Source organism: Paraburkholderia sp. BR10937 (genome assembly GCF_040965695.1).
Classification (GTDB): Bacteria; Pseudomonadota; Gammaproteobacteria; order Burkholderiales; family Burkholderiaceae; genus Paraburkholderia.
The window spans coordinates 1-26184 of record NZ_JBFRCL010000082.1 but is presented as its reverse complement, the minus strand read 5'-3'; the positions used below and the strand labels follow the sequence as shown (position 1 = coordinate 26184).

The window sequence follows — 26184 nt, the reverse complement described above, 5'->3', positions numbered from 1 at the left end:
AGCACCTGGCAATTTCTATCCTGATGAGTACCTTTCCCACCCTCGACGCGTGGCTCACGCACCTCGAAACTGCGCATCCGGTCGGCATCGACATGGGGCTGGACCGCATCCGTCAGGTGAAGGACGCGCTGGACCTCGAGTTCGACTGCCCGATCATCACGGTGGGCGGCACGAACGGGAAGGGCTCGACCTGCGCGATTCTCGAAACGATCTTGCTCAAGGCGGGCTATCACGTGGGCTGCCACACCTCGCCGCATCTGCTCGAGTTCAACGAGCGCGCGCGCGTGGACGGCCAGCAGGCCAGCGACGCCGAACTGCTGCCGCACTTCGAGGCCGTGGAAGCCGCGCGCAATTCGCTCGCCACGCCCGTGACGCTCACGTACTTCGAGTTCACGACGCTCGCGATCATGCATCTGTTCGCCTCGCGCGGGCTCGACGCCGTGATCTTCGAGGTGGGTCTGGGCGGGCGTCTGGACGCCGTCAACGTGCTCGACACCGACTGCGCGATCATCACGAGCATCGACCTCGATCACACGGAATACCTCGGCGACACGCGCGAGAAGATCGCGTTCGAGAAGGCCGGCATCTTCCGTGCGGGCAAGCCCGCGATCTGCGCCGACCCGATGGCGCCGCAGTCGCTCATCGACCATGCCGAGGCGATCGGCGCCGAACTGTGGCTCTTCGGTCGCGATTTCCGCTACGAAGGGCAGCCCGGCAACGAACGTCAGCAGTGGAGCTACGTGGGCCCGACGATGCGGCGCTCGGCGCTCGCCTATCCGGCGCTGCGCGGCGCGAACCAGCTGATCAACACCTCGGCGGCGCTCGCGGGCCTCGAGTCGCTGCGCGACCGCCTGCCGGTATCCGCTCAGGACATCCGCCTCGGGCTCGCCAACGTCGAATTGCCGGGGCGCTTCCAGGTGCTGCCGGGCAAGCCGTCGATCATCCTCGACGTCGGCCACAATCCGCACGCGGCGGCCGTGCTCGCGCAAAACCTCGGCAGCATGGGCTATTTCCCGTACACCTACGCGGTGTTCGGCGCGATGCGCGACAAGGACATCGCGGGCGTGATCGAGCATCTGAAGGGCGAGATCGACCACTGGTGCGTGACCGATCTGCCGCTGCCGCGCGCGGCCACGGCCGGGCAGCTCGAAGAAGTGCTGCGCGAAGCGGGCGTGACGGACGGCGCCGATAGCAGTGTCACGCGCTACGAAAATCCCGCTGCCGGCTTCCAAGATGCGCTAAAACGTGCGACCGAAAATGATAGAATTCTTGTTTTCGGAAGTTTTCTGACGGTTGCCGGGGTCATGGCCTGGCGAAAGTCGCAGCAACACTGACCGCCCGGCACCCGCACGCCGCCCACGTAAGACAGGCCAGGTAGGCCAACAGCAAGCCATACATGGGAATTTTCTCGTTCGGCAAGAAAGATGAAGCTGACGCGCCCCGCCGGCGCGGCACCGAGTCCGGCTCCAGCCGGCGCAGCAATCAAAGCGCGCGCGTGGAGCGGCGCAGCCGCCGGCCGGACCGGTCGGGCGACGCCGAGGCGATGCTGCTCGACCCCACACTCCCTGAAAAGCAACGCGCGCGCCGCCGTCTCGTCGGCGCGATCGCGCTGGTGCTCGCGGCCATCGTGATCCTGCCGATGGTGCTCGATTCGCACCCGAAGCCCGTCACCGACGACATCGCCATCGACATTCCGAGCCGCCCGGCCGACAAGGCCGCCGCGCGCCAGCGCGACGCCGAAGACACGCAAGCCGGCGTCGCCCCCGACAATCCCGCAGCCGCTGAAGCGACGCCTGGCGCGTCGGGTCTCGCGGCCGCTTCGGGCGCTGCGGCCGCGCAGAGCGCCCAAAGCACGGACAACACGCCGGCAACGGCTGCCAAAAAGCCCGCTCAGGCGGCAGCCGCTCCCGCCCAGTCGACGCAAACCGCCCAGACGCCGAAGCCCGCTGCCAAACCGGCCGCGCCGGCCAGCACGGCCGTCGCCGCGAACAGCAAGCCGACGACGGCCGCAAACGACACGGCTGACAGCAGCGACAGCAACGGCGCGAAAACCGAATCCGGCAAGCCGGCGGCGCCTCCGGGCGCGCGTTTCGCGGTGCAGCTCGGCGCGTTCTCGAACGGCACGACGGCGAACAATTGGGTAACGAAGTTGAAAGCGGCGGGGGTGCCCGCATATACCGAACAGCGTAAGGAAGCAGACGGCACGACGCGCACGCTGCTGCGCGCGGGCCCGTTCCCGGACCGCGCCTCGGCCACGGCGGCGATCGCCAAGGTGCGCGGCGCCGGCCTGATGGCGGGCTCGAACGCCAACGCGGAATAAGCCGTCGATGTTCACCGCATTCGACTACGCTGTAATGGCGGTGATGGGCCTGTCGGCGCTGCGCGGCGCATGGCGGGGCTTGATCGGCGAGATTTTTGGATTGATCGGCTGGATCGCGGCGTTGCTCGTGGCCTGCCGCTACGTGGACCACGTGGTGCCCTGGATTCCGGCGAACTGGCCGGGCGGGGCGCTCACTCAGTGGCTGATCGCCTTCGCGCTGATCGTCATTGCCGTGGTGCTCGTGGCCGGCGTGGGCAACGCACTGATCGGCCGTCTGGTGCAGGTGAGCGGATTGTCCGGTGTGGACCGTTCGCTCGGGATGATGTTCGGCCTCGTGCGAGGCGTCGTGCTGGTGCTGATCCTCGTCGTCCTCGGCGGGCTGACTGAGCTGCCCCAGCAGGACTTCTGGCGCCACGCGCTGCTGCGGCCCTATGCCGTGCAGGGTGTGCTCGAACTGAAACCGTTGTTGCCCGAGGCGCTCGCGGCCTACGTTCACGTCTGATCAGAAACTGATCGGATGCCAGGCGCAGCTTTCCGGCAACACTGCCCATTTGCGGCGCTCGACCGGTGTTGATGAAGCCGGGTGATCCGCGACCGATTTCGCTTTTTTGAAGGACCTGCCATGTGCGGCATCGTAGGCGTAGTTTCCCGCTCTCCCGTCAACCAGCTCCTCTATGACGCGCTGCTGCTGCTGCAGCACCGCGGTCAGGACGCGGCCGGCATTGCCACCGCGAACGGCAGCACGTTCCACATGCACAAGGCCAACGGCATGGTGCGCGACGTGTTCCGCACGCGCAACATGCGCAGCCTCCCTGGCACCAGCGGCATCGGCCAGGTGCGCTACCCGACGGCCGGCTCGGCGTCGAGCGAAGAAGAAGCCCAGCCGTTCTACGTGAACGCGCCGTTCGGCATCGTCCTCGCTCACAACGGCAATCTCACGAACTGGCAACAGCTCAAGGAAGAGATGTTCCGCGTGGATCGCCGCCACATCAACACGCATTCCGACACCGAAGTGCTGCTCAACGTGCTCGCGCACGAAGTGCAGCTCGCGACCTCGGGCCTCGAGCTCGACCCGGCCGCGCTCTTCAAGGCGGTTGCGGGTGTGCACCGCCGCCTGCGTGGCTCGTACGCGATCGTCTCGCTGATCTCCGGCTACGGCCTGCTCGCGTTCCGCGACCCGTTCGGCATTCGCCCGCTGTGCATCGGCAAGATGGAAACGCCGGAAGGCACCGAGTGGATGGTCGCATCGGAATCGGTGGCGCTCGAAGGCATCGGTTTCGAGTTCGTGCGCGACGTTCGCCCGGGCGAAGCGGTGTTCATCGACTTCGACGGCAACTTCCACTCGCAGCAATGCGCCACGGCGCCGACGCTCAACCCCTGCATCTTCGAACTCGTGTATCTCGCGCGTCCGGACTCGGTGCTCGACGGCGTGCCCGTGTACAACGCGCGTCTGCGCATGGGCGACTATCTCGCCGAGAAGATCAAGCGCGAGCTGCCCGACGTGAAGATCGACGTGGTCATGCCGATTCCCGATTCGTCGCGCCCCGCGGCCATGCAGGTCGCGAACAAGCTCGGCGTGGAGTATCGCGAAGGCTTCTTCAAGAACCGCTACGTGGGCCGCACCTTCATCATGCCGGGCCAGGCCATGCGCAAGAAGTCGGTGCGCCAGAAGCTCAACGCCATGGGCATCGAGTTCAAGGGCAAGAACGTGCTGATCATCGACGACTCGATCGTGCGCGGCACCACCTCGCAGGAAATCGTGCAGATGGCGCGCGACGCAGGCGCGACCAAGGTGATCTTCGCTTCGGCGGCGCCGCCCGTGAAGTACCCGAACGTCTACGGCATCGACATGCCCACGCGCGGCGAGCTCGTCGCGCACGGCCGCACCGACGACGAAGTGGCGCGCATCATCGGCGCGGACTACCTCGTGTATCAGGACGTGGAATCGCTCAAGCAGGCAGTGCGCGACATCAATCCGGAGTTGAAGGAGTTCGAGGCTTCGTGCTTCGACGGCGACTACATTACCGGCGACATCACGAGCACCTACCTCGACAACATCGAGACGGCGCGCCTCGCGCCCCAGGCGCAGTCGGACCGCGACGCCGCCAGCGACGCGATGGACGGCGGCTCCCGCTCGCAGTTGCACCTGCAACTCTCGGTGGAGTGATCTCTTCGGCAAACGCGAGCGTGAGGCTCGCGTTCCCGCCGAATCCGCAAGCCCGCTTTCTGCCGACGCAAAAGCGGGCTTTTTTGCGCCTGCGCGTGCAGGATTGAAGCCTGATTGTTCAGCACACGGAGAACACGAACATGGACGACACCTTCAACTTCGACACGCTTGCCGTTCGCTCGGGCACGCTGCGCAGCGGGTTCAACGAACATTCGGAAGCGCTCTACCTCACGTCGAGCTTTTGTTTCGGCAGCGCCGCGGAAGCCGCCGAGCGCTTCAAGAACTCCGAGAGTGCCTATACGTATGCGCGTTTCTCGAATCCGACCGTCACCATGTTCCAGGAGCGCCTCGCCACGCTCGAAGGCGGCGAGGCGTGCATGGCCACGGCCTCGGGCATGGCCGCGATCATGTCGGTGGTGATGGCCGCGCTGCAGGCGGGCGACCACATCGTCAGCTCGCAGAGCATTTTCGGCTCGACGCTCGCCATGTTCTCGCAGATTTTCAGCAGGTTCGGCATCGCGACCACCTTCGTCGATCCGACCGACCTCGGCGCGTGGCAGAACGCCGTGCGCCCCGAAACGAAGATGTTTTTCCTCGAAACGCCGTCGAACCCCTTAACCGAAGTTGCCGACATCGAAGCGGTGGGCAAGATCGCCCGCGCGGCGGGCGCGCTCTTCGTGGTCGACAACTGTTTTTGCAGCCCGGCGCTCCAGCAGCCGCTCAAGTTCGGCGCGGACGTGGTGATGCATTCGGCCACCAAGTTCCTCGACGGCCAGGGTCGCGTGCTGGGCGGTGCGCTCGTAGGCTCGAAGGCGTTCATCATGGAGAAGGTGTTTCCGTTCGTGCGCACCGCGGGCCCGACGCTTTCCGCGTTCAACGCATGGGTGCTGCTCAAGGGCATGGAAACGCTGTCGCTGCGCGTGGAGAAGCAGGCGGCCAACGCGCTCGACATCGCGCGCTGGCTGGAGACGCATCCGACCATCAAGCGCGTTTTCTATCCGGGCCTCGAGTCGCATCCGCAGCATGCGCTCGCCATGCGGCAGCAGAAGCTGGGCGGCGCGATCGTCTCGTTCGAAGTGAAGGGCGACACGCCGGAGCAGCAGCGCGCGAATGCCTGGCGCGTGATCGACGGCACGAAAATCTGTTCGATCACCGGCAATCTCGGCGATACGCGCACGACCATCACGCACCCGGCCACGACGACACACGGCCGTATCACGCCTGAAGCACGCGCGGCGGCCGGCATTACCGAAGGGCTGATTCGCCTCGCCGTTGGCCTCGAAAACGCGCAGGACGTGCGCAACGATCTCGCGCGCGGGCTCGATGCGGCGCAGTAAGCGGTTTTAAGCAGCAGTTGTATCATCGTGGGTCGGGCGCTGCCCGGCCCACTTCCTTTTTTCTTTCCCGTGAGTTCGCCATGCCTATCGTTCGTGCGTTGTTCGTCTATCCCGTGAAGTCGTGCGGCGCGATCGCGCTCGACGATGCACAGCTCGGCCTGAAGGGCATCGAGTGGGACCGCCACTGGATGGTCGCCGACGAGAACGGCCGGCTCGTCACGCAGCGCCAGTACGCCGCCATGGCGCGCATCGTGCCCACGTTCGTCGAAGACGGCGTGCGGCTCACCATGGCAGGCATGAACGAAGCGCTCCATCTGCCGTTCGCGCCGCGCGGCGGCGAAGCGCGCGTGCCGGCCTCGGTCTGGGACGACGATTTCGAGGCGCTCGACGAAGGCGATCACGCGGCGCAGTGGTTCACCCAGGCGATAGGCGCGCCGGTGAGCCTGCTGCGCTTCGCGCAGGACGTGACGCGTCTCGCGAGCAGGAAGTGGACGAACGGCGAAGACGCGCCCACGCAATTCGCCGACGGTTTTCCGCTTCTCGTGACGAGCGAGGCGTCGCTCGCGGAACTCAATGCGCGCCTCGCGGCGAAGGGCGCGCCGCCCGTGCCGATGGCGCGCTTTCGTCCGAACATCGTCGTCGGCGACATTGACGACGCATTCGAGGAAGACTTCATCGACACGCTCGCCATCGAATCGGCAACGGGCGGCGAGGAGATCGTGCTGCGTTTCGTGAAGCCCTGCGCGCGCTGCCCGATCACGACGATCGATCAGCTATCGGGCGAGCGCGACGCGCAATGGCCCACCGAACCGCTCGACACGCTTGCCGTATTTCGCGCCGATCCGCGCGTGGACGGTGGCCTCACGTTCGGCCAGAACGCGATGGTCGTGACGGGCGCGGGCAAGCACGTGACGGTGGGCGCACGCGCCGCGTGGGAATACCGCTTCGACGAATGAGGCGCGGCTGCGCGCTCAGTGTGACGGCAGCGCGCGCCACTGGCCGGGCGCGAGCCCGAAGCGGCGCGTGAACGCGTGTGTGAACGCGCTCTGGTCGCCGAAGCCCACTTCGAGCGCGATGTCGGTGAGCGAAGCGCGCGGGTCGGCAAGCAGCGTGAGCGCCGTGTCGAGCCGCAGCCGCTGCAGGTAGCGATGCGGCGTTTCGCCGAACGCCTCGATAAAAAGCTGATGAAAGCGCCGCATGCCGAAGCCGCAGTGCGCGGCGAGATCGGCAATGCGCAGCGGCTGCGCGAGATGCGTGCGCAGCCAACGATCGATGCGGGCGAAGTCCAGCCCGGCGGCCGCGCTGAGCTGGGCGCCGGCTGCCACGCCGGTTTGCGCGATGAAGGCCGCGCACAGGCGCGCCGAGGCGTCCCAGTGAAAGCGGCGCGCGCGCAGGTCGGCGCCGTCGCGCGACGGCGCGGCCGCGGCGGCGCGCTGCGCGATCTGGCTCACGAGCTGTGTGAGCGCGGGGTCGAGGCGCACCGCGCGCGCGGTGTCGAACAGCCGTTCGGGCACCGCGAGCGTGGCCGCGGGCAGGTCGAGCACGAGCTGGCGGTTATCGCCAATACCCATGTAGTCGTGCCGCGCGCCCGCCGGAATGAGCCACGCGGAACCACTGTCGATGCGCTCGCCCCGGCCGTTCACGGTCATCTCCATCTCGCCGTCGAGCCCGAGCACGATCTGGTGAAAATCGTGCAGATCGCTTTCCTCGATCGCGCCGTAGCGGCGCAGTTCGACGCCGGGCGCGGTGACGGGAGTGTGGTGATGCGGATTCATGATGACCGGTTGCGATTGCAATTAAGGCGAGCGCCGTGATGCGTCAAGCGGGCGTCAGACTTCGAGCAGCTCGACTTCGAACACGAGCGTCGCGTTCGGCGGAATCACGCCGCCTGCGCCGCGCACTCCGTAGCCCAGTTGCGGCGGAATCGTCAGCTTGCGCACGCCGCCCACCTTCATACCCTGCACGCCTTCGTCCCAGCCCTTGATGACCATGCCGCCGCCCAGCACGAAGGCGAACGGGTCGTTGCGGTCCTTGCTCGAATCGAACTTCTGGCCGTCCGTCAGCCAGCCGGTGTAGTGCACGCTGACGGTCTGGCCGGCCTTGGCTTCGGCGCCGGTGCCTTCGGTCAGGTCCTCGTACTTGAGGCCGGATTCGGTGGTCACGATAGACATGAAAAACTCCTGATTCGGATAGGTTGGACCCGTTATTGTAGGCGCTTTGCCGGGCCGGGCGGGCAGCGCCTTGTCGGGCACGCCGGTTGCTCGCTAGCCGCTGCCTATAATGGGGGACCGCTCGCCCGGCTTGTGGCGAAATACGAGGAATCAGATGTCGACTTCGCAAAATCGTACCGAGCGCACGGCGCGCCTGTGCGCCGAGGCAGCGCTGTTCATGCGCGACCACGTGCTCTCGCGCGTCTCGCATGATCTGCGCAGTCCGCTCAACGCAATCCATAGCTGGGCTTACGTGCTCGAACGCAAGATCGACAACGCCGACGCCTCCGCGCAACGTGCACTGGGCGGCATTCGCACGGGCGTGGAGCAGCAGGTTCGGCTGCTCGAAACGCTCGTCGATACCACGCGCGCCGAGACGCGCAAGCTGCGCATCGAGCGCGCGCCGTTCGCCGTCGCGGCGCTGATCGGCGAGGCCGTGGACGACGCCCGCGCCGCACTCGGCGATGCGCGCGGCGTGACCTTCGCCGTGCACGACTCGACAGGCGCGGCGACGCTCGACGGCGACCGCGAACGCATTGCGCAGGCGCTGTGGCTGATGCTGGTGTTCGCGGCGGAAACGAGTGCTCAGGGAGCCAGCGTGACGCTCGCGGCGAGCGCGAGCGCCACCGCCGCCCAACTGGAAGTGCAATGGCGCGCCACGCGCGCGGCGCTCACCGACGGCGCGCTGGCGCACGTGCTGGAACCGTTCGCGCGTGCCCAGGCGAGCGAGCAGCAGGAAGCGGGGCGCTACGCCTGGGTGCTGGCGCTGTGCCACCGTGTGGCCGAGGCGCATGGCGGACGCTTCGAGGCGCCGGCGCTGGTGGGCGAGGGCGAGGAGATGGTGCTGGTGCTGAATGTGCCGCTGAGCGGCGCGTGAGCGGGATCGAGCCGGGTCGCACGTGAACGACTGCCGCGTGAGCGGCGGGCCGGATTGAGCCCGCCACACCTTTCATCCACCTTGCACCCTTATACTGAGCGCTTCGTCCCTCGGAGCCAAGTGTCTTGATCCAGTTTCTCGCCCTCATCGGGGCGTTCCTGCTCGTTGCCCTCAACGGTTTCTTCGTCGCGGCCGAGTTCGGCCTCGTCAAGCTGCGCGCCACGCGCGTGCAGGCCCTCGCGCAGCAGCACGGCCTGCGCGGCCGCCTGCTCGCCAAGGTTCATGGCCAGCTCGATGCCTATCTCTCCGCGTGCCAGCTCGGCATCACGCTCGCTTCGCTCGGCCTCGGCTGGATCGGCGAGCCGGCTTTCGCGCAGCTGCTCGCGCCGGTGTTCGAACTGCTCGGCGTGCAATCGGCGGAGCTCGTGCACGCCATCTCGCTGGTGTTCGCGTTCACGGTCATTTCGTTCCTGCACATCGTGGTGGGCGAGCTAGCGCCGAAGTCGCTCGCCATTCGCCAGGCCGAGAAGATTTCGCTGTGGACGGCCATGCCGCTCTACGGCTTCTACTGGACCATGTATCCCGCGATCTGGGTGCTCAATACGAGCGCGAACGCGGTGCTGCGTCTCGCGGGCCTTTCGTCGGAGCACGGCCACGACACGCACTATTCGACCGACGAACTCAAGCTGATCCTGCGCAGCCGCCGCGCCGCCGCCCAGGCCGAGGCGCATGACGCGACGCACGAGCCGCGCGGCGCAAAAAGTGCAAACGGCGCGGTGCCGCTACTCCCCGCGCCTGCGGCGAACGCCTATAGCGCCGACGAATGGAACACGCTCGCCCATTCGCTCGACTTCTCGCGCCTCACCATTTCGGACCTCATGCGGCCGACGCACGAGATGGTGGGCCTGCGCCGCGACCTGTCGCTGCGCGAGAACATGCAGATCGTGGCGCGCCATCGTTTCAGCCGCTACCCGCTGTTCGAGGATGCGGCGGGCGAGCGCGTGGCGGGCCTCATCCACTTGAAGGACCTGCTGCTCGCCCGCGAGGCGGGCAACGCCCTCAGCGATCTCGGCAAGTTCGTGCGCCCCGTGCAGTACGTGCGGCCCGACACGCCCGCGCTGGCACTGTTCCGCCGCTTTCGCAAGGGCGCGCCGCATTTCGCGCTGGTGGGCCACAAGAACGCCCGCCCGGTCGGCTTTCTCACGCTCGACAATCTGCTCGGCGCGCTCGTGGGCCAGATTCACGACGAGTTTCACCAGGCCGACACCGACTGGACCCGGATGGACGACGGCACGCTGATGGGCCGCGGCAGCCTGCCGGTGGTATCGCTGGAGCAGGCGCTCGGCATCGACATCGACGAAGGGCGCGCGGAGTCGGTGGGCGGTCTCGTGATTCATGCGCTCAACGATCTGCCCACCGAAGGGCAGCGCGTGGAGTTCGACCGCTTCGACATCGTCGTGAAGAAAATGAAGGGGCCGCGCATCGTGCTCGTGCGCGTGTATCCGAAAGATCTCGAGGACGAGGGCGGCTGAGCGCGCCTCGCGTGCCGCCTAGCTGCGCGTGAGTGTGGCGAGCACCGCTACGGGCATCGCGCCCAGGATGTCGTGCAGTGCGAACGAGCCGCCTTCGCGCACCGTGTGCGTGGCGTCGCTGAGCCAGTCGTGCAGCGTGGCTTGCGGGCACCCTTTGGGCAACTCGACGGTCGTATCTTCCCAGCGTTCGGGCGCGACGAGCGGGATGTCGTCATCCAGCAAGCCCGCCGCGAGGCGTGTGCCGATCACAATGGCCCACGCGTTGCCGTGATGGCGCGCGAACGCGATCACATGCGAGGCCTGCGCGCCGCTCACCGTGAGCGGTAGGTAGTCGCCTTCGCGCAGCAGTTCGGGCGCGCGCGAGCGCAGCGCGAGCAGACGGTGCACGGTGGCCAGCTTCACCTGCGCGTTGCGCCAGTCCTTCAGCTTCGCGGCGGGCGCCTGCTCATCGAGTGCGGCCGCGCGGGCGGCGTAATCGACGGGCCGCCGGTTATCCGGATCGACGAGGCTGAAGTCCCATAGCTCGGTGCCCTGATAGAGGTCGGGCACGCCCGGCGAGGTCAGCCGCAGCACTGTCTGCAGCAGCGTATTGAGTGCCCCGGCGGGTGCCACACGCGCGACGAATTCGGCCAGCGCCTGCAGGAAGCCGTCGCGCCGTTGCGGCGCGAGGATATCGAAGATGAATGCCTGGCAGTCCGATTCATAGGTCTCGTCGGGCGAAAGCCAGTTCGTGCGCAGCTTCGCTTCGCGCAACGCCTTGAGCAGCCACGTCGAGACGCGCTCCGCCAGCGCACGCACGCCCGCTTCGTCGCCCGGGTCCAGTTCGGGCGGCCAGCAGCCCACCAGCGTTTGATACAGCATCGCCTCGGCTGCCGGGCCCGGCGACCACGCCGCGCCGGCGGTCCCGTCGTTGCGGCGATGCGTCTGGTTCAGCGTCGACCAGGCGCGCAGCGTCGCGCTCCAGTCGAGCGCAATCTCGCTTAATACGGCAAGCCGCGCGCGCACGTCCTCGCCGCGCTTGTGGTCGTGCGTGGCCGTGGCGAGCAGCCCATAAGGACGCCGCTGGCGCAGCCGGTTCGTCGCATGAAAGTTGTGGGGCGTGCGCGCGAAATCGTCGGGATCCGCGCCCACTTCGTTACGCGAGAGCAGGCGGCCGTAGCGATAGAGCGCCGTGTCCTCCGTGGCCTTCGCCGCGAGCGGCGCGGTGAGTTGCGAGAACAGTGCGAGCGCCGTGCGTTGCGCGATGAGCGCGTGGCTCAGCGGCGTATTCGCAGGGTTGGCGCTCGCACTCGCGTTCGCGCCGGCTGGCGCGGCGCGTGGCGTCCTGGCGCCGCTGCCTCCACTGTTGCCGCTGCCGCTGCTGGCGTTGTTCGCGGCCGGTTCGGGCGTGCGCCCGCCTAGCCAGCCATCGACGAGGTCGAGCGCCGCGAGGCTTGCGCGCGGCAGTGCGCGTCGCGCGGCGTCGAGCGCAACGTCGAAATAACGGTTGTCGAGCGCGCTGCGCAAGCCGTTCGCCGGATAGATCCGGTAGATCGGGAAGTACATGGCCAGATGCGCGGCTACGCGGTGCACCGACGCATAGGTGGTGTCGCGCGTGCCCGGAAGCTCGCGCGCGATGCGGTGCAGCGCGCGCGTCACGTGGTCGAGTTCCGCAGGCAGATAGGCGGCCAGCATCTCGCGGCGCGCGTCGAGCGCGTAGGCTGCGAACGGCCGGTCGTCGCCGGAGATGGCGGCCCACGCCTCGGCGAGCGGCGCTGCGCCTGCAGGATCGTGCAGCAAGGCGCCTACGTCGTTCATGAAGTCGTAGCCGGTCGTGCCTTGCACGGGCCAGTCGTCCCGCAGCGCTTCGCCTTGCGCGAGGATCTTCTCGACCACGATGAAGGGCGGCGTGGCACGCAGCGCGGCGAGCCGCTGCCGCAGACGCTCGCAGTACTCGCGCGGGTCCGCGAGCCCGTCGATATGGTCGATGCGCAGGCCGTCGATCACGCCGTCGGCGTAGAGGCGAAACACGAGCTTGTGCACGGCCTCGAACACGTCGTGGCGTTCCACACGCACGCCGGCGAGCGCGGTGATGTCGAAGAAGCGCCGCCAGTTGATCTCGTCGGTGGCCGTGCGCCACCACGCGAGCCGGAAGTGCTGGCGCTCCAGCAGGCGGTGCAGGCGCTCGCGCGGAACCGGGTCGCCGCTTGCATAGGATTCCAGAACGAAGTCGATGGGATCCGTGCCGACCCGCTCGACGAACGCGCGCAGCGCGTCGCGACCGGCGCTGGCGCGCGCCTGGTCGTCGGGCTGGGTCGTGAGGCCCTGGAATGGTCCGGCGAGCGTGTTGAGATCGGCGCGGTTCGCGGACTGCAGGAGCGTCGCGTAATCGGTCGGGCAGATCGGGCACACGTGCGGTCCGTACTGCACGTAAAAGCGCGCGGCGGCGGGGTCGAACTTCAGCTCGATGCGGCCCGCGGCGAGTTCTTCGCCGTACTGTGCGCCGAGAAATGGCATCAGCACCTTGCCGCGCAGGGCGGGGTCGGGCGAGTGCCAGTCCACGTCGAAGTGGCGCGCATACGCGCTGTGACGGCCCCATTCGAGGATGTCCAGCCACCAGGCGTTGTGGCCGCCGCCCACGCCCATGTGATTCGGCACGAAGTCGGCGATGATGCCCATGCCGCGCTCGTGCACTTTCGCGGCGAAGCGGCGCAGCGCGCCTTCGCCGCCCAGCTCCGCACTCACCGTGCCGTAGTCGACGGTGTCGTAGCCGTGCATCGAGCCGGGCTGCGCGGTCGTGACGGGAGACAGGTAGAGATGGCTCACGCCGAGCGCGGCGAAGTAGTCGAGCTGCGCGAGCGCGTCGACGAACGTGAAGCCGTGATGGAGCTGCAGGCGCAGCGTCGCGCGAGGGTGTGTCATGGCGTCGGCTTCTTTTCGGTCGCACCTGGCGCCGGGCTGGCGGTTGGGTTGGCGTCGCTCGCGCCTGCACCGGCGCTCGCGTCGGCCTGCGTGCGCGCGACGGCCTCGCGTGCGCGTACGACGGCTTCGACGCGCGCGGCGACGGCCGGATCGGCGAACAGCGTCTCGACGGGCAGTGGCAGGCGGCGGCGCCAGTTCGGATGCTCGTCGATCGAGCCGGGCAGATTCGGCTGGTCGGACAACGCGAGCAGGTCTTCGAGCGGGCAGGTGACGAGCGGGCTGCGCGTTGTCGCGACGTAGGCGAGCGCGGCATTCACGGGCGGCTCGTCGGTGGGCGGCGGTTCGGTGGCGCGCGCCGCAAGCCCGCTGTGCTGCAGCGCATGCCAGAGCGCGACGCGATCCGTCGCGCGCCGCGCGTGGTCGAGCGCGACGGGGTCACGCCCGTCGGCACGCGGGAGCGTCTGGCCGATGCGGTTGCGCCAGTCGATATCCGCGCCGCTCCACCAGCCCGCGACGGTCGGCAGATCGTGCGTGGTGGTCGTCGCGATGCCGTGCGGGTCCCAGCGCGCGGGCGCGAGAAAGCCCTTGCCGTCGTGCTCGAACCACAGCACGCGAATGCCATATAGCCCGTGCGCGGCGAGCCGCTCGCGCAGCCCTGGCGGCACGGTGCCGAGGTCTTCGCCGATCACGATCGCGCGATGCCGCCACGATTCGAGCGCGATGAGCCGCACGAGGTCGTCGAACGGGTAGCGCAGATACGCGCCGTGGCGCGCGCTTTCGCCTTCGGGCACGAGCCAGAGCCTGCGCAGCCCGAGGATATGGTCGATGCGCACGCCGCCCGCATGGGCGAAGGCCGCACGCAGCATGTCGATGAACGCGCGAAAGCCGTTGGTGTGCATGGCGCGCGGCGAGAACGTCGTGAGGCCCCAGCTTTGCCCGGCCTGGTTGAAGATGTCGGGCGGCGCGCCGACGGAGACGCGTTGCAGCATGTCCTGCTGCAGCGACCACGCGTGCGAGCCTGCGCCGTCGCAGCCCACGGCGAGATCGGCGACGAGGCCGATCGCCATGCCGGCCTCGTGCGCACTGCGCTGCGCGCCCGCGAGCCCGAGCGCCGCGAGCCATTGCAGAAAGCGGTGAAAGTCGACTTCGCGCCGGTGTTCCTGCGCGAATGTCGCCACGTCGGCGCTGCGCGGGTCGCGCAGCGGTTCGGGCCAGTCGCGCCAGTGGCGCTCGCCGCCGGGGCCATGCAGCATGGCTTCCTGCAGCGCCTCGAAACGCGCGTGGTCTTCGAGCGCCTCGCCGCCCTGCGCGCAGAACGCGGCGAAGGCGGCGGCACGCGGCGAGCCGCTCGCGCGCCCTTCCGCGTCGAAGCGCTCGAACAGCGCGCGCAGCACCTTGAGCTTGAGCGGCAACGCACGCTGCCACTCCACGAGCGGCGCGGCTTCGAGTTCGCGCCACGCGTCGAGCGCATTCGCGGCCACGCTCGCGTCGTGCGCGGCCTTGGCGCCGAATTCCGCGGCGGGGTCGATATGCGCGACATTGACCCACAGGCGCGATGACGGCGAATAGGGGCTGAAGTGGCCCGGCTCGGCGCTGAACATCGCATGGGTCGGGCTCACCGCGAGCGCCTGCGCGCCGCGCCGCGCGCTTTCCGCGGCAAGCGTGGCGAGCGCGGTGTAGTCGCCGATGCCGCCGTCGCCGTTGTGTCGGAGTCCATACAATTGCGCAGCGAGGCCCCACAGCGGCGGCACCGCGCTGCTGTCGCCGTGCCGTGCGCGCCAGGCGTCGGCGACGGTGTGGCAGTGCGGCGGCGCGACCGCAATCGTCAGGCGATGATCGTTGACGGTGAGCGTGTGGTAGCCCGGCTCAGCGAGCGGCGCGAGCAGCGCGCTCTCGCCGCGCGGCGAGGTGAAGCGGCCCTCGATATGCTCGCCGCTTTCGAGGTCGATCCGATAGTGACTGCCCGCGCGTACGGCCGAAGGCGGCAGCTCGATCGCGCTGTCGTATTCGGCGGTGATGAGTGGCGGCAGTCGCCGCGCCGACTGTTCCGCGTTGAGCGCGGAGGTGCTCTGGCGGATTTGCGTGGCGTTGGCGCAAGGCAGGCCCGCGCATTCCAGCAGGGCAGCGAGCGTGCTGTCGGGCACGCGCTGCACGGTGCCGTGCGCGTCGGTCCATTCGACCTCGAAGCCCGCGCGGGCGGCAAGGGTCGCGAGCGTTTCGCCGCGGCGCGCCGTGCTCATGCGTTGGGCTCCTCGCGATGCACGACGCGCGCGTCGTGTTCGCTCGAATACTCGGGGACATCGCCGGTGAGCCATGCAATGCACGCGCTCTCCGGCAACACGCCATTGTCGGCATGGTCGCGCGCCCGCGGTGGCGTTTCGAAGATCACCATACCCTCGGGCCGTGGCTCGAGCAGCACGCCGTCGCGGCCCAGGTTCAGCGCGATCGTGAGCGTTTCGCCATCGTCGAGGCACCAGCGCGCGACGAGCGCGGCGAGGCCGTTCGCGGCGTCGTCGGCGAGCACGGTCGCGCCGAGCGCGCGTGCGTGGCGCAGGCGCGGCATCAGCAAATGCGCCCGCACGCACAGCGCCGACTTGTAGAAGTGCATCCATTCGAGCCGTTCGCCGTCGAGCGGCGCATCGGCCAGCGGCGACGAATTCAGGAAGGTCTGCAGATCGTTCGGATCGGGAATGCTTGCGCGGCTCGCTTCGTCGTTGAACGCGCTGAATGCCTTGAATTCGCGGCGCCGCCCTTCGCGGACCGCATCGGCGAGCTGGCCGGTGAAGGCGGTGAAGAACTGGAACGGCTGCGTCGAGCCGTATTCCTCTTCCATGAAGAGCAGCGGAATCTGCGGCGACAGCAGCAGCATTGCCGTGGCCGCGCGCAGGGCGTCGTCGTCGGCCAGCGTGCGCAGCCGGTCGCCCATTGCGCGGTTGCCGATCTGGTCGTGGTTCTGCAGGAACATCACGAACGCAGTGGGCGGCAAGTGCGCGCTCGGTTCGCCGCGCGGCTTGCCCGCATGCACCGGCGACGGGTCGCCCTGGTACACGAAGCCTTCGCCGAGCACGCGCGCGAGCTTGCCGATGGGCGAATCCTTGAAGGCGCGATAGTAGCCTTCCGACTCGCCGGTCAGCAGCACGTGAAAGCAGTGATGCGCGTCGTCGTTCCATTGCGCGCTGAAGTGCGATTCGAGCAGATTGGCTTCGTTATGCTCGTTTTCGAGCACGAGGTGCACATGCCGGCCGGGCTCGACACGCGCCTTCACGTGGTCGGCCAGCTCGCGCAGCCAGTCGGTGTTGCCGATCGCGTGCGCAGCGTCGATGCGCAGACCGTCGAAGCGATATTCCGTGAGCCAGTAGAGCGCGTTGTCGCAGTAGAAGTCGCGCACTTCGAAGCGGTCGAAGTCGAGCGCTTCGCCCCACGGCGTCTTCACGTCCTGGCGGAAAAACGGCCTGGCGTAGAGGCCGAGCCAGTTCCCGTCGGGGCCGAAGTGGTTGTACACGACGTCGATGAACATCTGCAGCCCCAGCCCGTGCGCGGCATCGACGAGCGCTTTCAGTTCGTCAGGACTGCCATAGGCTGCGTGCGGCGCGTAAGGCAGCACGACGTCGTAGCCCCAGCCGCGCTCACCCGGATAGTCGTTGAGCGGCATGAGTTCGACGGCCGTCACGCCGAGCGCCGCGAGCGCGGGCAGACGTTTCATTACACCCTGATAGCCGCCCAGCGCACCCACGTGCAGCTCGTAGATCACGGTCTCTTCCCAGGGGCGTCCTTGCCAGTGCGCATGCTGCCAGGCGTACGCGCGCGGGTCGAGCACTTCGCTCGGCCCGTGCACCCCCTGCGGCTGGAAGCGCGATGCGGGGTCGGGTACGCGTTGCTGGCCGTCGAGGCAGTAGCGGTACAGCGTGCCCGGACCGCACGGCGCCTGTGCTTCGAACCAGCCGTTGCCGGTCGGCGCCATGTCGAGCGGCGGCGCGTCCCTCACGTTCTCGAACACGACCTGCACCGCTTGACACGACGGCGCCCAGAAGCGAAAGCGCGTATGCGGCTGCGCGTGCGCCGCACCGATCAGCTGCGCGCCGAACGGCAGGCAATGCATGTACTGGCGGGTGTGCGGATCGTGCGAAAGCGGGGACATGATGGATTCCTGGTTGCGTCCTGTTCCTATCCAGCGGCGGCTTCGTCCGGGCCCGCGGGCGCACCCGAGCCGGGCGCGCCCGGCGTGCGGCGCGGGTCCGGCGTGGGCGCGTCGCCGCGCGTGCCCGCTGGCCGGTGCGCGTCGACACGCGCCGGACGGGCGCAGAGTACGGCGAGCGCACGTGCAGCCAGCTCGTACGTCGTGTCGGGCAGCGCGTAGGGCGCCGCGTCGGGCCGCGCGGTATCGAGCAGCACCTCCCATGCCATGTGCGGCGCGGGCGCCACGAACGTCACCGCGCCCTGCGAGGCGTTCAGCATCATTAACAATACTTCCATTTGGCCGTGGAGTCCCGCTCCCGCGCGCCGCATGGTGAACGCGCTCGCTTCCGGGTCGTGCCAGGCCTCGGGCGAGAGCGGCTCGCCGCGTTCGTCGAACCAGTCGATGTCGTGCATGCCGGGCATCAGTTCGCGCTCGCCGAACAGAAAGCGCGTTTCGTGCAGCAGCGGATGTTCGCGGCGCAGCGCGATCACGCGCGCGGCGAAACGCGTCATGGCCTTGCCCTGGGGTGTTTCGGCGAGCGCCCAGTCGAACCACGAAATGTCGTTGTCCTGGCAGTACGCGTTGTTGTTGCCGCGTTGCGTGCGGCAGGCCTCGTCGCCGGCGAGCAGCATCGGTGTGCCGAGCGCGATGAGGAGCGTGGCCATCATCGAGCGGGCCACCCGCGCACGCGTGGCGAGGATGGCGGGGTCGTCGGTCGGACCTTCTACACCCCAGTTCGCGCTCCAGTTTTCATTGTGGCCGTCGCGGTTTTCTTCGCCGTTCGCTTCGTTGTGCTTGCGCTCGTACGAAACGAGGTCGGCGAGCGTGAAGCCGTCGTGCGAGGTGATGAAATTGATCGACGCCCAGGGCCGGCGCTTGCGTTTGTCGAACAGGTCCGCGCTGCCGGTCAGGCGCGCCGCGAGGTCGGCGCGCTGGCCCGGCGCGCCGCGCCAGTAGCGCCGCACGCTGTCGCGAAAGCGATCGTTCCATTCGGAAAAGCCGGGCGGGTGGTTGCCAAGCTGATAGCCGCCCGGGCCCACGTCCCACGGCTCGGAAATCAGCTTGCATTGCGACAGCACGGGGTCCTGGCGCAGCACGTCGAAGAAGCCGCCGTTCGGGTCGAAGCCTGCCGGTTCGCGCCCGAGCGTCACGCCGAGGTCGAAGCGAAAGCCGTCGATGCCGTATGAGGTGACCCAGTGGCGCAGCGAGTCGGCGACCATCTGCAGCACGCGCGGATGCGAAAGGTCGAGCGTGTTGCCGCAGCCCGTGTCGTTGATGAAGTGGCGCTCGTCGCCAGGCACGCAGCGGTAGTAGCTGGCGTTGTCGAGGCCGCGCCACGAGACGGTGGGTCCCATTTCGCCGCCTTCGCAGGTGTGGTTGTAGACCACGTCGAGCAAGACCTCGATACCCGCCGCATGAAGCTGCCGCACGGCAATGCGCATTTCGTCGGTGTCGTAGCCCACGAGGTAGCTGGGCTCGGGCGCGAAGAACGCGGCGGAGTTGTAGCCCCAGTAGTTGCGCAGTCCGCGATCGATCAGAAAGCGCTCCGAGAGAAACGCGTGCATCGGCAGGATCTCGATGGCCGTCACGCCGAGATTGTGCAGATGCTCGATGAAACGTGGCGCCGCCAGCCCGGCGAACGTGCCGCGCATGTGCGTGCGCAAATCGTACCGCTGCATCGAAAGACCGCGCAGATGCGCCTCGTAGATGACGGTGTCGCCCCACGGCGTGTTGGGGCGCCGGTCGCGCGACCAGTCGAAGTTGTCGTTCACGACCACGCACTTGGGCATGGCCGGTGCCGAATCGCGCCGGTCGATCGACAGGTCCACGCGGTTCGAATGCGCGCGGTAGCCATAGAGCGTGTCCGACCAGCGGAACTGGCCGAGGAGTTGCTTCGCGTAGGGGTCCAGCAGCAGCTTGTGCGGATTGAAGCGGTGCCCGAGATGCGGCTGATAGGGCCCATGCGCGCGCAGGCCGTAGACGGTGCCGGGATGCGCGCCCGGCAGATAGCCGTGCCATACCTCATCGGTGCATTCGGGCAAGGTGTAGCGAGTGCGTTCCTTGCGGCCGGTGGGGTCGAACAGGCACAGCTCGATGCGCCACGCGTGGGCCGAGAACACGGCGAAGTTGGTGCCGAGTCCGTCCCACGTCGCCCCGAGCGGCCAGGGGGAGCCGGGCAGCAGGCGCTCAGGCGGACCGTTTGCCATGACGATGCTCCATCTGTTGTTCTTCGTATTGCATCGGGTTCCTGATCAAATCCCGCCGCTGCGCCGGCTCAGCGGCACAGGCGCAGGATCAGCGTGCCGAGCGGCGGCAGGACGAGTGCGGCCGACTGCGGCTTGCCGTGGCTCGCCACGCTCTCCGTAGTGACGAGGCCCCCGTTGCCCATGTTCGAGCCGCCGTACACTTCGGCGTCGGTGTTGAGCGCTTCTTCCCACTGTCCCGGCTGGGGCATGCCGATGCGGTAGCCGTGGCGCGGCACCGGCGTGAAGTTGCAGATCACCACGATCTCGCGGCCCGAGCCGTCCACGCGGCGCCATGCGAGCACGCTGTTTTCATTGTCGTCGGAAACCAGCCATTCGAAGCCGCCGGGTTCCGAGTCGAGCGTGTAGAGCGCGGGCTCGCTTGCGTAGAGACGGTTGAGGTCGCGCACGAGTGTTTGCACGCCGCGGTGCAGCGGGTCGTCGAGCAGGTTCCAGTGCGGCGTGCCGTCGTGATCGAACTCGGCCATCTGCCCGAACTCGCCGCCCATGAACAGCAGCTTCTTGCCGGGGTGCGCCCACATGAAGCCGAAGTACGCACGCAGGTTCGCGAACTTCTGCCAGCGGTCGCCCGGCATCTTGCCGAGCAGCGACCCCTTGCCGTGCACCACTTCGTCGTGCGATAGCGGCAGCACGAAGCGTTCGGACCACGCGTAGACCATCGCGAACGTCATCAGGTGATGGTGATAGCGGCGATAGACGGGGTCTTCGTGCATGTAGTGCAGCGTGTCGTGCATCCAGCCCATGTTCCACTTGAACTGGAAGCCGAGGCCGCCATCCTCGGGGCGCGCCGTGACGCCCGGCCATGCTGTGGATTCCTCGGCAATGGTGATGACGCCGGGGCGTTGCGGAACATATTGCGTTTCGTGATTGAGGCGCTTGAGAAACGCAATCGATTCGAGATTCTCGCGGCCGCCATAAATGTTGGGCACCCACTCGCCTTGCGCGCGCGAATAGTCGCGGTAGAGCATCGAGGCGACCGCGTCCACGCGCAGCGCATCCACGTGATAGCGCGTGAGCCACGCAAGACCCGACGCGACGAGGAACGCGCTCACTTCGCGGCGTCCCAGGTTGTAGATCATCGTGTTCCAGTCGGGGTGATAGCCCTCGCGCGGGTCGGCATGCTCGTAGAGCGCCGTGCCGTCGAAATCGACGAGACCGTGCGCGTCGTTCGGGAAGTGCGCGGGCACCCAGTCGAGAATCACGCCCAGCCCCGCCTCGTGCGCGCGGTCGACGAACGCCGCGAAGTCCACCGGCGCGCCAAGACGCGCGGTGGGCGCGAACTGCGAGAGCGGCTGATAGCCCCACGAGCCGCCAAACGGGTGTTCCGCCACGGGCAGCAATTCGATGTGCGTGAAGCCCATGCCCTGCGCGTAGGGGATCAGGCGCTCGGCGAGCGCGCCCCAGTCGGGCGCCGGGGCGTCGGCGCCTTGCGTGGGCAGCCACGAAGGCGCATGGACCTCGTAGACCGACATGGCCGCGCGCGCGTTCTGCCGTTCGGCGCGCGTTTGCAGCCACTCCTGATCGCGCCACGCGTAGTGGTCGATCGCTTCCACGGGCGCGACGATCGAAGCCGTGCCCGGCGGGCATTCCGTCTGCAGCGCACAGGGATCGGCCTTGAGCGGCAGGACCGCGCCGCGCGCGCCGAGTATCTCGTACTTGTAGCGCGCGCCGGGCGCCACACGCGGAATGAACAGCTCCCAGACGCCGGCTTCGTGGCGCAGCCGCATGGGGTGACGCCGCCCGTCCCACGCGTTGAAGTCGCCCACCACGGAGACGCGCTTCGCGTTCGGCGCCCAGACCGCGACGCGCACGCCCGGCACGCCATCGCACGTCAAGGGTCGCGCGCCGAGGCATTCGAGCACCGCGTAGGGGTCGCCGTCTGCGAGACGCACCAGCGCTTCGTGCGAGAGCTGCGGGCCGAATGAATAGGTATCCTCGATTTCCTGGCTCACGCCCTGCCAGTCGACCACGAGCCGGTAGGGCACCGCCTCCGCGAGCGGTCCCGCGTAGAGTCCTGCGGGATGCACGAGCGAGAGTTCGCCGAGCGTGTGGGCGCGGTCGCGCGCCACCACGCTCGCGCCCGAGGCGTTGGGCAGCCATGCGCGCACATAGGGGGCGCCGTCCACCCAGTGCAGCCCGAGCACGGAGAAGGGATCGGAGTGGTGCGCGCCGGCGAGTGCGTCGGCGTCGTGAGGATTCAGGCCGGCCTGGGGTGCGCGTTCAACCATGGCCACCTCCGCCGGAATGCGATTGCGTGGACTGTGTGGGCGTGAGTCCGAGCACGCGTGCCGCCAGCGCCGCGAGACCGCGTACCGGCAGCGCGAGCCAGGTGGGGCGGTTGGCCGCCTCGTAGCGGATCTCGTAAGCCGCCTTCTCGATCAGGAACAGGTCGAGCAGCGCCTGCTCGTGCGAAGCGCTGACGAGCGTGAGCGGACCTTCGGCCACGGCTGCCCGGTACTGGCTCAGGAACGCTTCGGCCGCATAGCCGCGGAAGCGTTCGAACAGGGCGCGCTTGCGATCGACGACTTGCTGCGGCGCGCTTTCGAGCGTCGATTGCGCGGCGGCGCCCGCATACGAGAGCGAACGCAACAGGCCCGCCACGTCGCGCAGCGGCGAGGCCTTGGCGCGCCGGTATTCGAGCGCTCGCGCGGGCTCGCCTTCGAAGTCGATCAGATACGCGTCGCCCTGGGACAGCAGCACCTGGCCCAGGTGGAAATCGCCGTGGATGCGAATGCGCGCGGCCTTCGTGTCGTCGGGCACGAGTTCGTCGACCTTCGCGACGAGCGCCTTGCGGCGATCGATCAGACTGCGCGCGAGGTCGCGTGCGTCTTCGTCGAGCATTTGTTCGTCTTCGCCCGTATGCTGCGCGACGATGTCGAGTGCTTGGTTGAGCATGGTCTTCGTGTCGGCAATCCAGTTGCGCACGTCGTCCGGTGTGGCGGCAACGGGCGCAAAGGCTTCGTCGTCGCTGGGTTGGGAGAGCATTGCGTGCAGCTCGCCCAGGCGCTTGCCGATGGCGCCGATCACCGCGCAGTAGCCCTGCACGGCTTCCTCCTCGTGCGCCTGGTCGACGCTCGTGTCGTCGTCGACGGCGAGCGCGAGTTCGTCGATCGTGCGGCGCTGATAGTCGAGCGCCCAGTCCCACGCATTGCCCTGATTGTCGATGAAACCCTGCACGATGATGAGCGTATGCGGCACACCCGCGGGATCGACGCGCACCACTTCGCCATAGAGCGGCGCCGTGTTCGCGTAGCCGAGCTTCGTGAGGTAGCGGCTCATTTCCGCTTCGGGGTGCACGCCCGCCATCAGCCGGCGCACGATCTTGAGCACGAGGGTTTCCGCGATCACGAGCGAGCTGTTGCTCTGCTCAGCCGCGAGCCAGCGCACTTCCGGCGTCTCGCCAAGGTCGAGCTCGTCGAGGCGCTCCGTCGGCTCGAAGCGGATCGTGCTCTGCTGCACGGTGGGCACCGTAGCGCGCTCGCGCAGTTTGCGCAGCACGCCATAGGCGAACCACGGCAGCGAGAACGCATCCGTGAGATAGCCCACCGTGCGGCCGCGCCGCACGCGCGAGAGCGCGAGCTGAATGTGCAGCGGCGTGGTGATTTCGGTGCCCCACGTAATGGCGATCGGCAGGACGTAGCGCTCGCTCGTGCCATCCGCCAGCTCGGCCTCGATCTCCGTGAACGCGAAGCCCGCGCCGTAGATCGTCGTCAGTGCCGCGAGGCGCACGGCGCGCAGCGGCTTGTCCTTGGAGGCGAACCAGCGGCGACGCGAGAGCCACGAAGGCAGCACTTCCGATTCGAGCAGCCGCACGTTTTCGGGCGTCGCACCGGTTTGCCCTTCGCGGATCACCACGGTCACGAACTCGGGCAATTGCTCGGAGGCCGGCTGGCTCCACGAAGGCCGCTGATCGCCGGCGCTCAGGAGGAACCACAGGAAGCCGTAGGGCGGGAAAGTCAGCAGATAAGGCAACTGCCCGATGGCCGGAAACACGGAGTCGGCCGTCATTTCGACGGGGGACATGCCTGCGAATTCGGAAAGATCGAGTTCCACCGCCTGCGGCGCGCGCGACAGGTTCGCCACGCACAGGATCGGCGCTTCGTCGGGCATTTCGCGCAGGTACGCGAGAATCTTGCGGTTCGCGGGCCGCAGGAAGCGGATCGTGCCGCGCCCGAACGCCTGTTTGGCGCGGCGCGTGGCGAGCATGCGGCGCGTCCAGTTGAGCAGCGAATGCGGGTCGCGGCTTTGCGCTTCGACGTTGATGGCGTCGTAGCCGTAGAGCGAGCCCATGAGCGGCGGCAGTACGAGCTGTTCGGGGTCGGCGCGCGAGAAGCCGCCATTGCGGTCCGACGACCACTGCATCGGCGTGCGCACGCCGTCGCGGTCGCCCAGGTGAATGTTGTCGCCCATGCCGAGTTCGTCGCCGTAATAGATCACGGGCGTGCCGGGCATGGAGAGCAGCAGCGAGTTGATGAGTTCGATGCGGCGGCGGTCGCGCTCCATGAGCGGCGCGAGACGCCGGCGAATACCGAGGTTCAGGCGCGCGCGCCGGTCGCTCGCGTAGGTGTTCCAGAGGTAATCGCGCTCGGAGTCCGTCACCATTTCGAGCGTGAGTTCGTCGTGATTGCGCAGGAAAATCGCCCACTGGCAGCTCGGCAGCAAGTCAGGCGTCTGCTTCATGATGTCGAGAATCGGGAAGCGGTCCTCGCTCGCAATCGCCATGTAGAGGCGCGGCATGAGCGGGAAGTGGAATGCCATGTGGCATTCGTCTTCGTTGCCGAAGTACTCCTGCACATCTTCCGGCCACTGGTTCGCTTCGGCCAGCAGCATGCGGTTCGGGTAGTGCTCGTCGATGGCCGCGCGTATGCGTTTGAGAATGCCGTGCGTCTCGGGCAGGTTCTCGTTGTTCGTGCCTTCACGCTCGACGAGATAGGGCACGGCGTCCAGACGCAGCCCGTCGATGCCCATGTCGAGCCAGAAGCGCATGACCTGCAGCACTTCGCGCAGCACGGCCGGATTGTCGAAGTTCAGGTCGGGCTGGTGTGAATAGAAGCGGTGCCAGTAGTACGCGCCGGCCACCGGGTCGTGCGTCCAGTTGGACGGCTCCGTGTCGATGAAGATGATGCGCGTGCCCTGGTACTTCTGGTCGGTGTCGGACCACACGTAGTAGTTGCGATGATTCGAGCCGGGCTTGGCGCGCCGCGCGCGCTGGAACCACGGGTGCTGGTCCGAGGTATGGTTGATGACCAGTTCGGTGATCACACGCATGCCGCGCGCATGCGCTTCCTGAATGAAGCGGCGCACGTCGGCGAGCTGGCCGTAGTCCGGGTGAACGTTGCGATAGTCGGCGATGTCGTAGCCGTCGTCGCGGCGCGGCGAGGGATAGAACGGCAGCAGCCAGATCGCCGTGACCCCGAGGCTCGCAATGTAGTCGAGCTTCGCGAGCAGGCCAGGGAAGTCGCCCACGCCATCGTTGTTCGCATCGAAGAACGATTTCACATGCACCTGGTAGATGATCGCGTCCTTGTACCAGAGCGGGTCGTCGGACAAAATCGACGGCTTGCCGCGCCGTTGCGTGCCGCGTTCCTCCTGGTGTGGATCGTGTGCGGTCGAGTCTCGCGTGACGGTCTGCACGTTCGTTGCCACAGGCTCGTGCGTAGCGGGGTCGCGTTTCATGTCGCTCCTCCGGGCGGGAAGTCCGCGTCCAGTTCGGGATGGCCCTCGATGTGCTCATCGGCGTGTTCAGGCAGCGGTTCTTCACGCGGCAGGCCCTTCGCGGGCTCGATGCGCCAGATCGCAAACGGGCGCGCATGCGGGTCGAGCCGCACGTGCTGCCAGCGCCCACGCCACTCGAAGCGCTCGCCCGTCATTTCGTCGATCACATTGAGGGGGGCGTGGTCGTCGAGGTGCCAGCGCTGGAACGTCGCCCACGAAAGTTCGAAGTCGGCGCCCTGCTCGTTGAAGGCATCGAGATTGATCGCCACGACGAGCACGTTGTCGCGCGCGGGCGTGGCCTTCTCGAAGCAGAGCAGCGAGTCGTTGCGCGCATCGAGGAACGTGATGCCGAGATGCGTGTGCAGCGCCGGGTTGGCGCGCCGGATGCGGTTGAGCGCGGCGATCTCCGCGACGATGTTGCCGGGGCGCTGCCAGTCCCATGCACGCAACTGATACTTTTCGGAGTCCAGATATTCCTCCGAATTGGGCATGGCGCGCCCTTCGCACAGTTCGAAGCCGCAATACACGCCCCACAGCCCGGAGAGCGTCGCGGCCAGCGCGGCGCGGATCAGGAAGCTCGAGCGCGCGCCGGTCTGCAAATGGCGCGGGTTGATGTCGGGCGTGTTGACGAAGAAGTTCGGCCGATAGAAGTCGCGCACCTCGGTCTGGGTGAGTTCCGTGAGG

The 26184-nt window shown here is 67.8% G+C and carries 16 protein-coding genes and 1 pseudogene; 8 read left to right on the top strand and 9 right to left on the bottom strand.

Features of this window, described 5'->3' with window-relative positions; all coding sequences use genetic code 11:
* Positions 1–23 precede the first annotated feature (23 nt).
* The 6 genes from folC to AB4Y44_RS38815 all read left to right on the top strand — a co-directional run bounded on the left by folC (position 24) and on the right by AB4Y44_RS38815 (position 6780).
* The gene (gene folC, locus AB4Y44_RS38840) at positions 24–1334 is read left to right on the top strand and encodes a bifunctional tetrahydrofolate synthase/dihydrofolate synthase (protein WP_368702469.1); all 1311 of its coding nucleotides are present in this window, start codon (positions 24–26) and stop codon (positions 1332–1334) included.
* Positions 1335–1396: 62 nt separating this feature from the next.
* Positions 1397–2320 carry an SPOR domain-containing protein gene (locus AB4Y44_RS38835; protein ID WP_368702468.1) on the top strand — a complete coding sequence of 308 codons (924 nt, stop codon included), beginning with the start codon at positions 1397–1399 and terminating at the stop codon, positions 2318–2320.
* 7 nt (positions 2321–2327) lie between these two features.
* The gene (locus AB4Y44_RS38830) at positions 2328–2822 is read left to right on the top strand and encodes a CvpA family protein (RefSeq protein ID WP_069261374.1); all 495 of its coding nucleotides are present in this window, start codon (positions 2328–2330) and stop codon (positions 2820–2822) included.
* Positions 2823–2942: 120 nt separating this feature from the next.
* Positions 2943–4487 (top strand): amidophosphoribosyltransferase, encoded by a 1545-nt coding sequence (gene purF / locus AB4Y44_RS38825; RefSeq protein ID WP_342918550.1) that lies wholly within the window; start codon positions 2943–2945, stop codon positions 4485–4487.
* A 140-nt stretch (positions 4488–4627) separates the two neighbouring features.
* Positions 4628–5824, top strand: a complete 1197-nt coding sequence (locus AB4Y44_RS38820; protein ID WP_368702467.1) for an O-succinylhomoserine sulfhydrylase — start codon at positions 4628–4630, stop codon at positions 5822–5824.
* An 80-nt stretch (positions 5825–5904) separates the two neighbouring features.
* Positions 5905–6780: an MOSC domain-containing protein gene (locus AB4Y44_RS38815; RefSeq protein ID WP_368702466.1), complete on the top strand. Its 876-nt coding sequence runs from the start codon at positions 5905–5907 to the stop codon at positions 6778–6780.
* 15 nt (positions 6781–6795) lie between these two features.
* On the opposite strand, the gene AB4Y44_RS38810 is transcribed toward AB4Y44_RS38815, so the two are convergent.
* Both AB4Y44_RS38810 and AB4Y44_RS38805 read right to left on the bottom strand, forming a co-directional pair.
* Positions 6796–7599, bottom strand: a complete 804-nt coding sequence (locus AB4Y44_RS38810) for a helix-turn-helix domain-containing protein (RefSeq protein WP_368702465.1) — start codon at positions 7597–7599, stop codon at positions 6796–6798.
* Positions 7600–7653: 54 nt separating this feature from the next.
* Complete coding sequence (locus AB4Y44_RS38805) at positions 7654–7995, bottom strand: FKBP-type peptidyl-prolyl cis-trans isomerase (protein ID WP_116609703.1); 342 nt, start codon at positions 7993–7995, stop codon at positions 7654–7656.
* Between the two features lie 154 nt (positions 7996–8149).
* Here AB4Y44_RS38805 and AB4Y44_RS38800 point away from each other — a divergent pair, with 154 nt between their 5' ends.
* Together AB4Y44_RS38800 and AB4Y44_RS38795 are read left to right on the top strand one after the other, a co-directional pair.
* On the top strand, positions 8150–8911 hold the full coding sequence (locus AB4Y44_RS38800; RefSeq protein ID WP_342918554.1) for a HAMP domain-containing sensor histidine kinase: 762 nt from the start codon (positions 8150–8152) through the stop codon (positions 8909–8911).
* 125 nt (positions 8912–9036) lie between these two features.
* Positions 9037–10443 carry a hemolysin family protein gene (locus AB4Y44_RS38795; RefSeq protein ID WP_368702464.1) on the top strand — a complete coding sequence of 469 codons (1407 nt, stop codon included), beginning with the start codon at positions 9037–9039 and terminating at the stop codon, positions 10441–10443.
* A gap of 18 nt (positions 10444–10461) precedes the next feature.
* Here AB4Y44_RS38795 and treY read toward each other — a convergent pair whose 3' ends face one another.
* The 7 genes and pseudogenes from treY to AB4Y44_RS38760 form a co-directional block, all read right to left on the bottom strand.
* A complete protein-coding gene (gene treY / locus AB4Y44_RS38790; RefSeq protein WP_368702463.1) occupies positions 10462–13344 on the bottom strand; it encodes a malto-oligosyltrehalose synthase in 2883 nt (960 codons plus the stop codon).
* Positions 13341–15584: a 4-alpha-glucanotransferase gene (malQ, locus tag AB4Y44_RS38785; protein WP_368702462.1), complete on the bottom strand. Its 2244-nt coding sequence runs from the start codon at positions 15582–15584 to the stop codon at positions 13341–13343. Before malQ ends, treY begins: the two co-directional genes overlap by 4 nt.
* Entirely contained in the window at positions 15581–17482 is a 1902-nt protein-coding gene (treZ, locus tag AB4Y44_RS38780; RefSeq protein ID WP_368702461.1) for a malto-oligosyltrehalose trehalohydrolase, read from the bottom strand. The genes malQ and treZ overlap by 4 nt, the downstream gene beginning before the upstream one ends.
* 26 nt (positions 17483–17508) lie before the next feature.
* Positions 17509–19728 (bottom strand): glycogen debranching protein GlgX, encoded by a 2220-nt coding sequence (gene glgX, locus AB4Y44_RS38775; RefSeq protein ID WP_342918559.1) that lies wholly within the window; start codon positions 19726–19728, stop codon positions 17509–17511.
* Positions 19729–19796: 68 nt separating this feature from the next.
* On the bottom strand, positions 19797–22013 hold the full coding sequence (gene glgB, locus AB4Y44_RS38770) for a 1,4-alpha-glucan branching protein GlgB (protein WP_368702460.1): 2217 nt from the start codon (positions 22011–22013) through the stop codon (positions 19797–19799).
* On the bottom strand, positions 22006–25461 hold the full coding sequence (gene treS, locus AB4Y44_RS38765; protein ID WP_342918561.1) for a maltose alpha-D-glucosyltransferase: 3456 nt from the start codon (positions 25459–25461) through the stop codon (positions 22006–22008). Before treS ends, glgB begins: the two co-directional genes overlap by 8 nt.
* Positions 25458–26184, bottom strand: a pseudogene (locus tag AB4Y44_RS38760) (DUF3416 domain-containing protein); the annotation flags it as partial. The pseudogene AB4Y44_RS38760 and the gene treS, both read right to left, overlap by 4 nt.

Excerpts from the sequence above, each read along its gene's own strand:
- AB4Y44_RS38835 (WP_368702468.1), top strand. The coding sequence starts at position 1,397 with ATGGGAATTTTCTCGTTCGGCAAGAAAGATGAAGCTGACGCGCCCCGC.
- malQ (WP_368702462.1), bottom strand. The coding sequence starts at position 15,584 with ATGAGCACGGCGCGCCGCGGCGAAACGCTCGCGACCCTTGCCGCCCGC.
- glgX (WP_342918559.1), bottom strand. The coding sequence starts at position 19,728 with ATGGCAAACGGTCCGCCTGAGCGCCTGCTGCCCGGCTCCCCCTGGCCG.
- glgB (WP_368702460.1), bottom strand. The coding sequence starts at position 22,013 with ATGGTTGAACGCGCACCCCAGGCCGGCCTGAATCCTCACGACGCCGAC.
- folC (WP_368702469.1), top strand. The coding sequence starts at position 24 with ATGAGTACCTTTCCCACCCTCGACGCGTGGCTCACGCACCTCGAAACT.
- AB4Y44_RS38805 (WP_116609703.1), bottom strand. The coding sequence starts at position 7,995 with ATGTCTATCGTGACCACCGAATCCGGCCTCAAGTACGAGGACCTGACC.
- purF (WP_342918550.1), top strand. The coding sequence starts at position 2,943 with ATGTGCGGCATCGTAGGCGTAGTTTCCCGCTCTCCCGTCAACCAGCTC.
- AB4Y44_RS38830 (WP_069261374.1), top strand. The coding sequence starts at position 2,328 with ATGTTCACCGCATTCGACTACGCTGTAATGGCGGTGATGGGCCTGTCG.
- AB4Y44_RS38800 (WP_342918554.1), top strand. The coding sequence starts at position 8,150 with ATGTCGACTTCGCAAAATCGTACCGAGCGCACGGCGCGCCTGTGCGCC.
- treY (WP_368702463.1), bottom strand. The coding sequence starts at position 13,344 with ATGACACACCCTCGCGCGACGCTGCGCCTGCAGCTCCATCACGGCTTC.
- AB4Y44_RS38815 (WP_368702466.1), top strand. The coding sequence starts at position 5,905 with ATGCCTATCGTTCGTGCGTTGTTCGTCTATCCCGTGAAGTCGTGCGGC.
- AB4Y44_RS38820 (WP_368702467.1), top strand. The coding sequence starts at position 4,628 with ATGGACGACACCTTCAACTTCGACACGCTTGCCGTTCGCTCGGGCACG.
- AB4Y44_RS38810 (WP_368702465.1), bottom strand. The coding sequence starts at position 7,599 with ATGAATCCGCATCACCACACTCCCGTCACCGCGCCCGGCGTCGAACTG.
- treZ (WP_368702461.1), bottom strand. The coding sequence starts at position 17,482 with ATGTCCCCGCTTTCGCACGATCCGCACACCCGCCAGTACATGCATTGC.
- treS (WP_342918561.1), bottom strand. The coding sequence starts at position 25,461 with ATGAAACGCGACCCCGCTACGCACGAGCCTGTGGCAACGAACGTGCAG.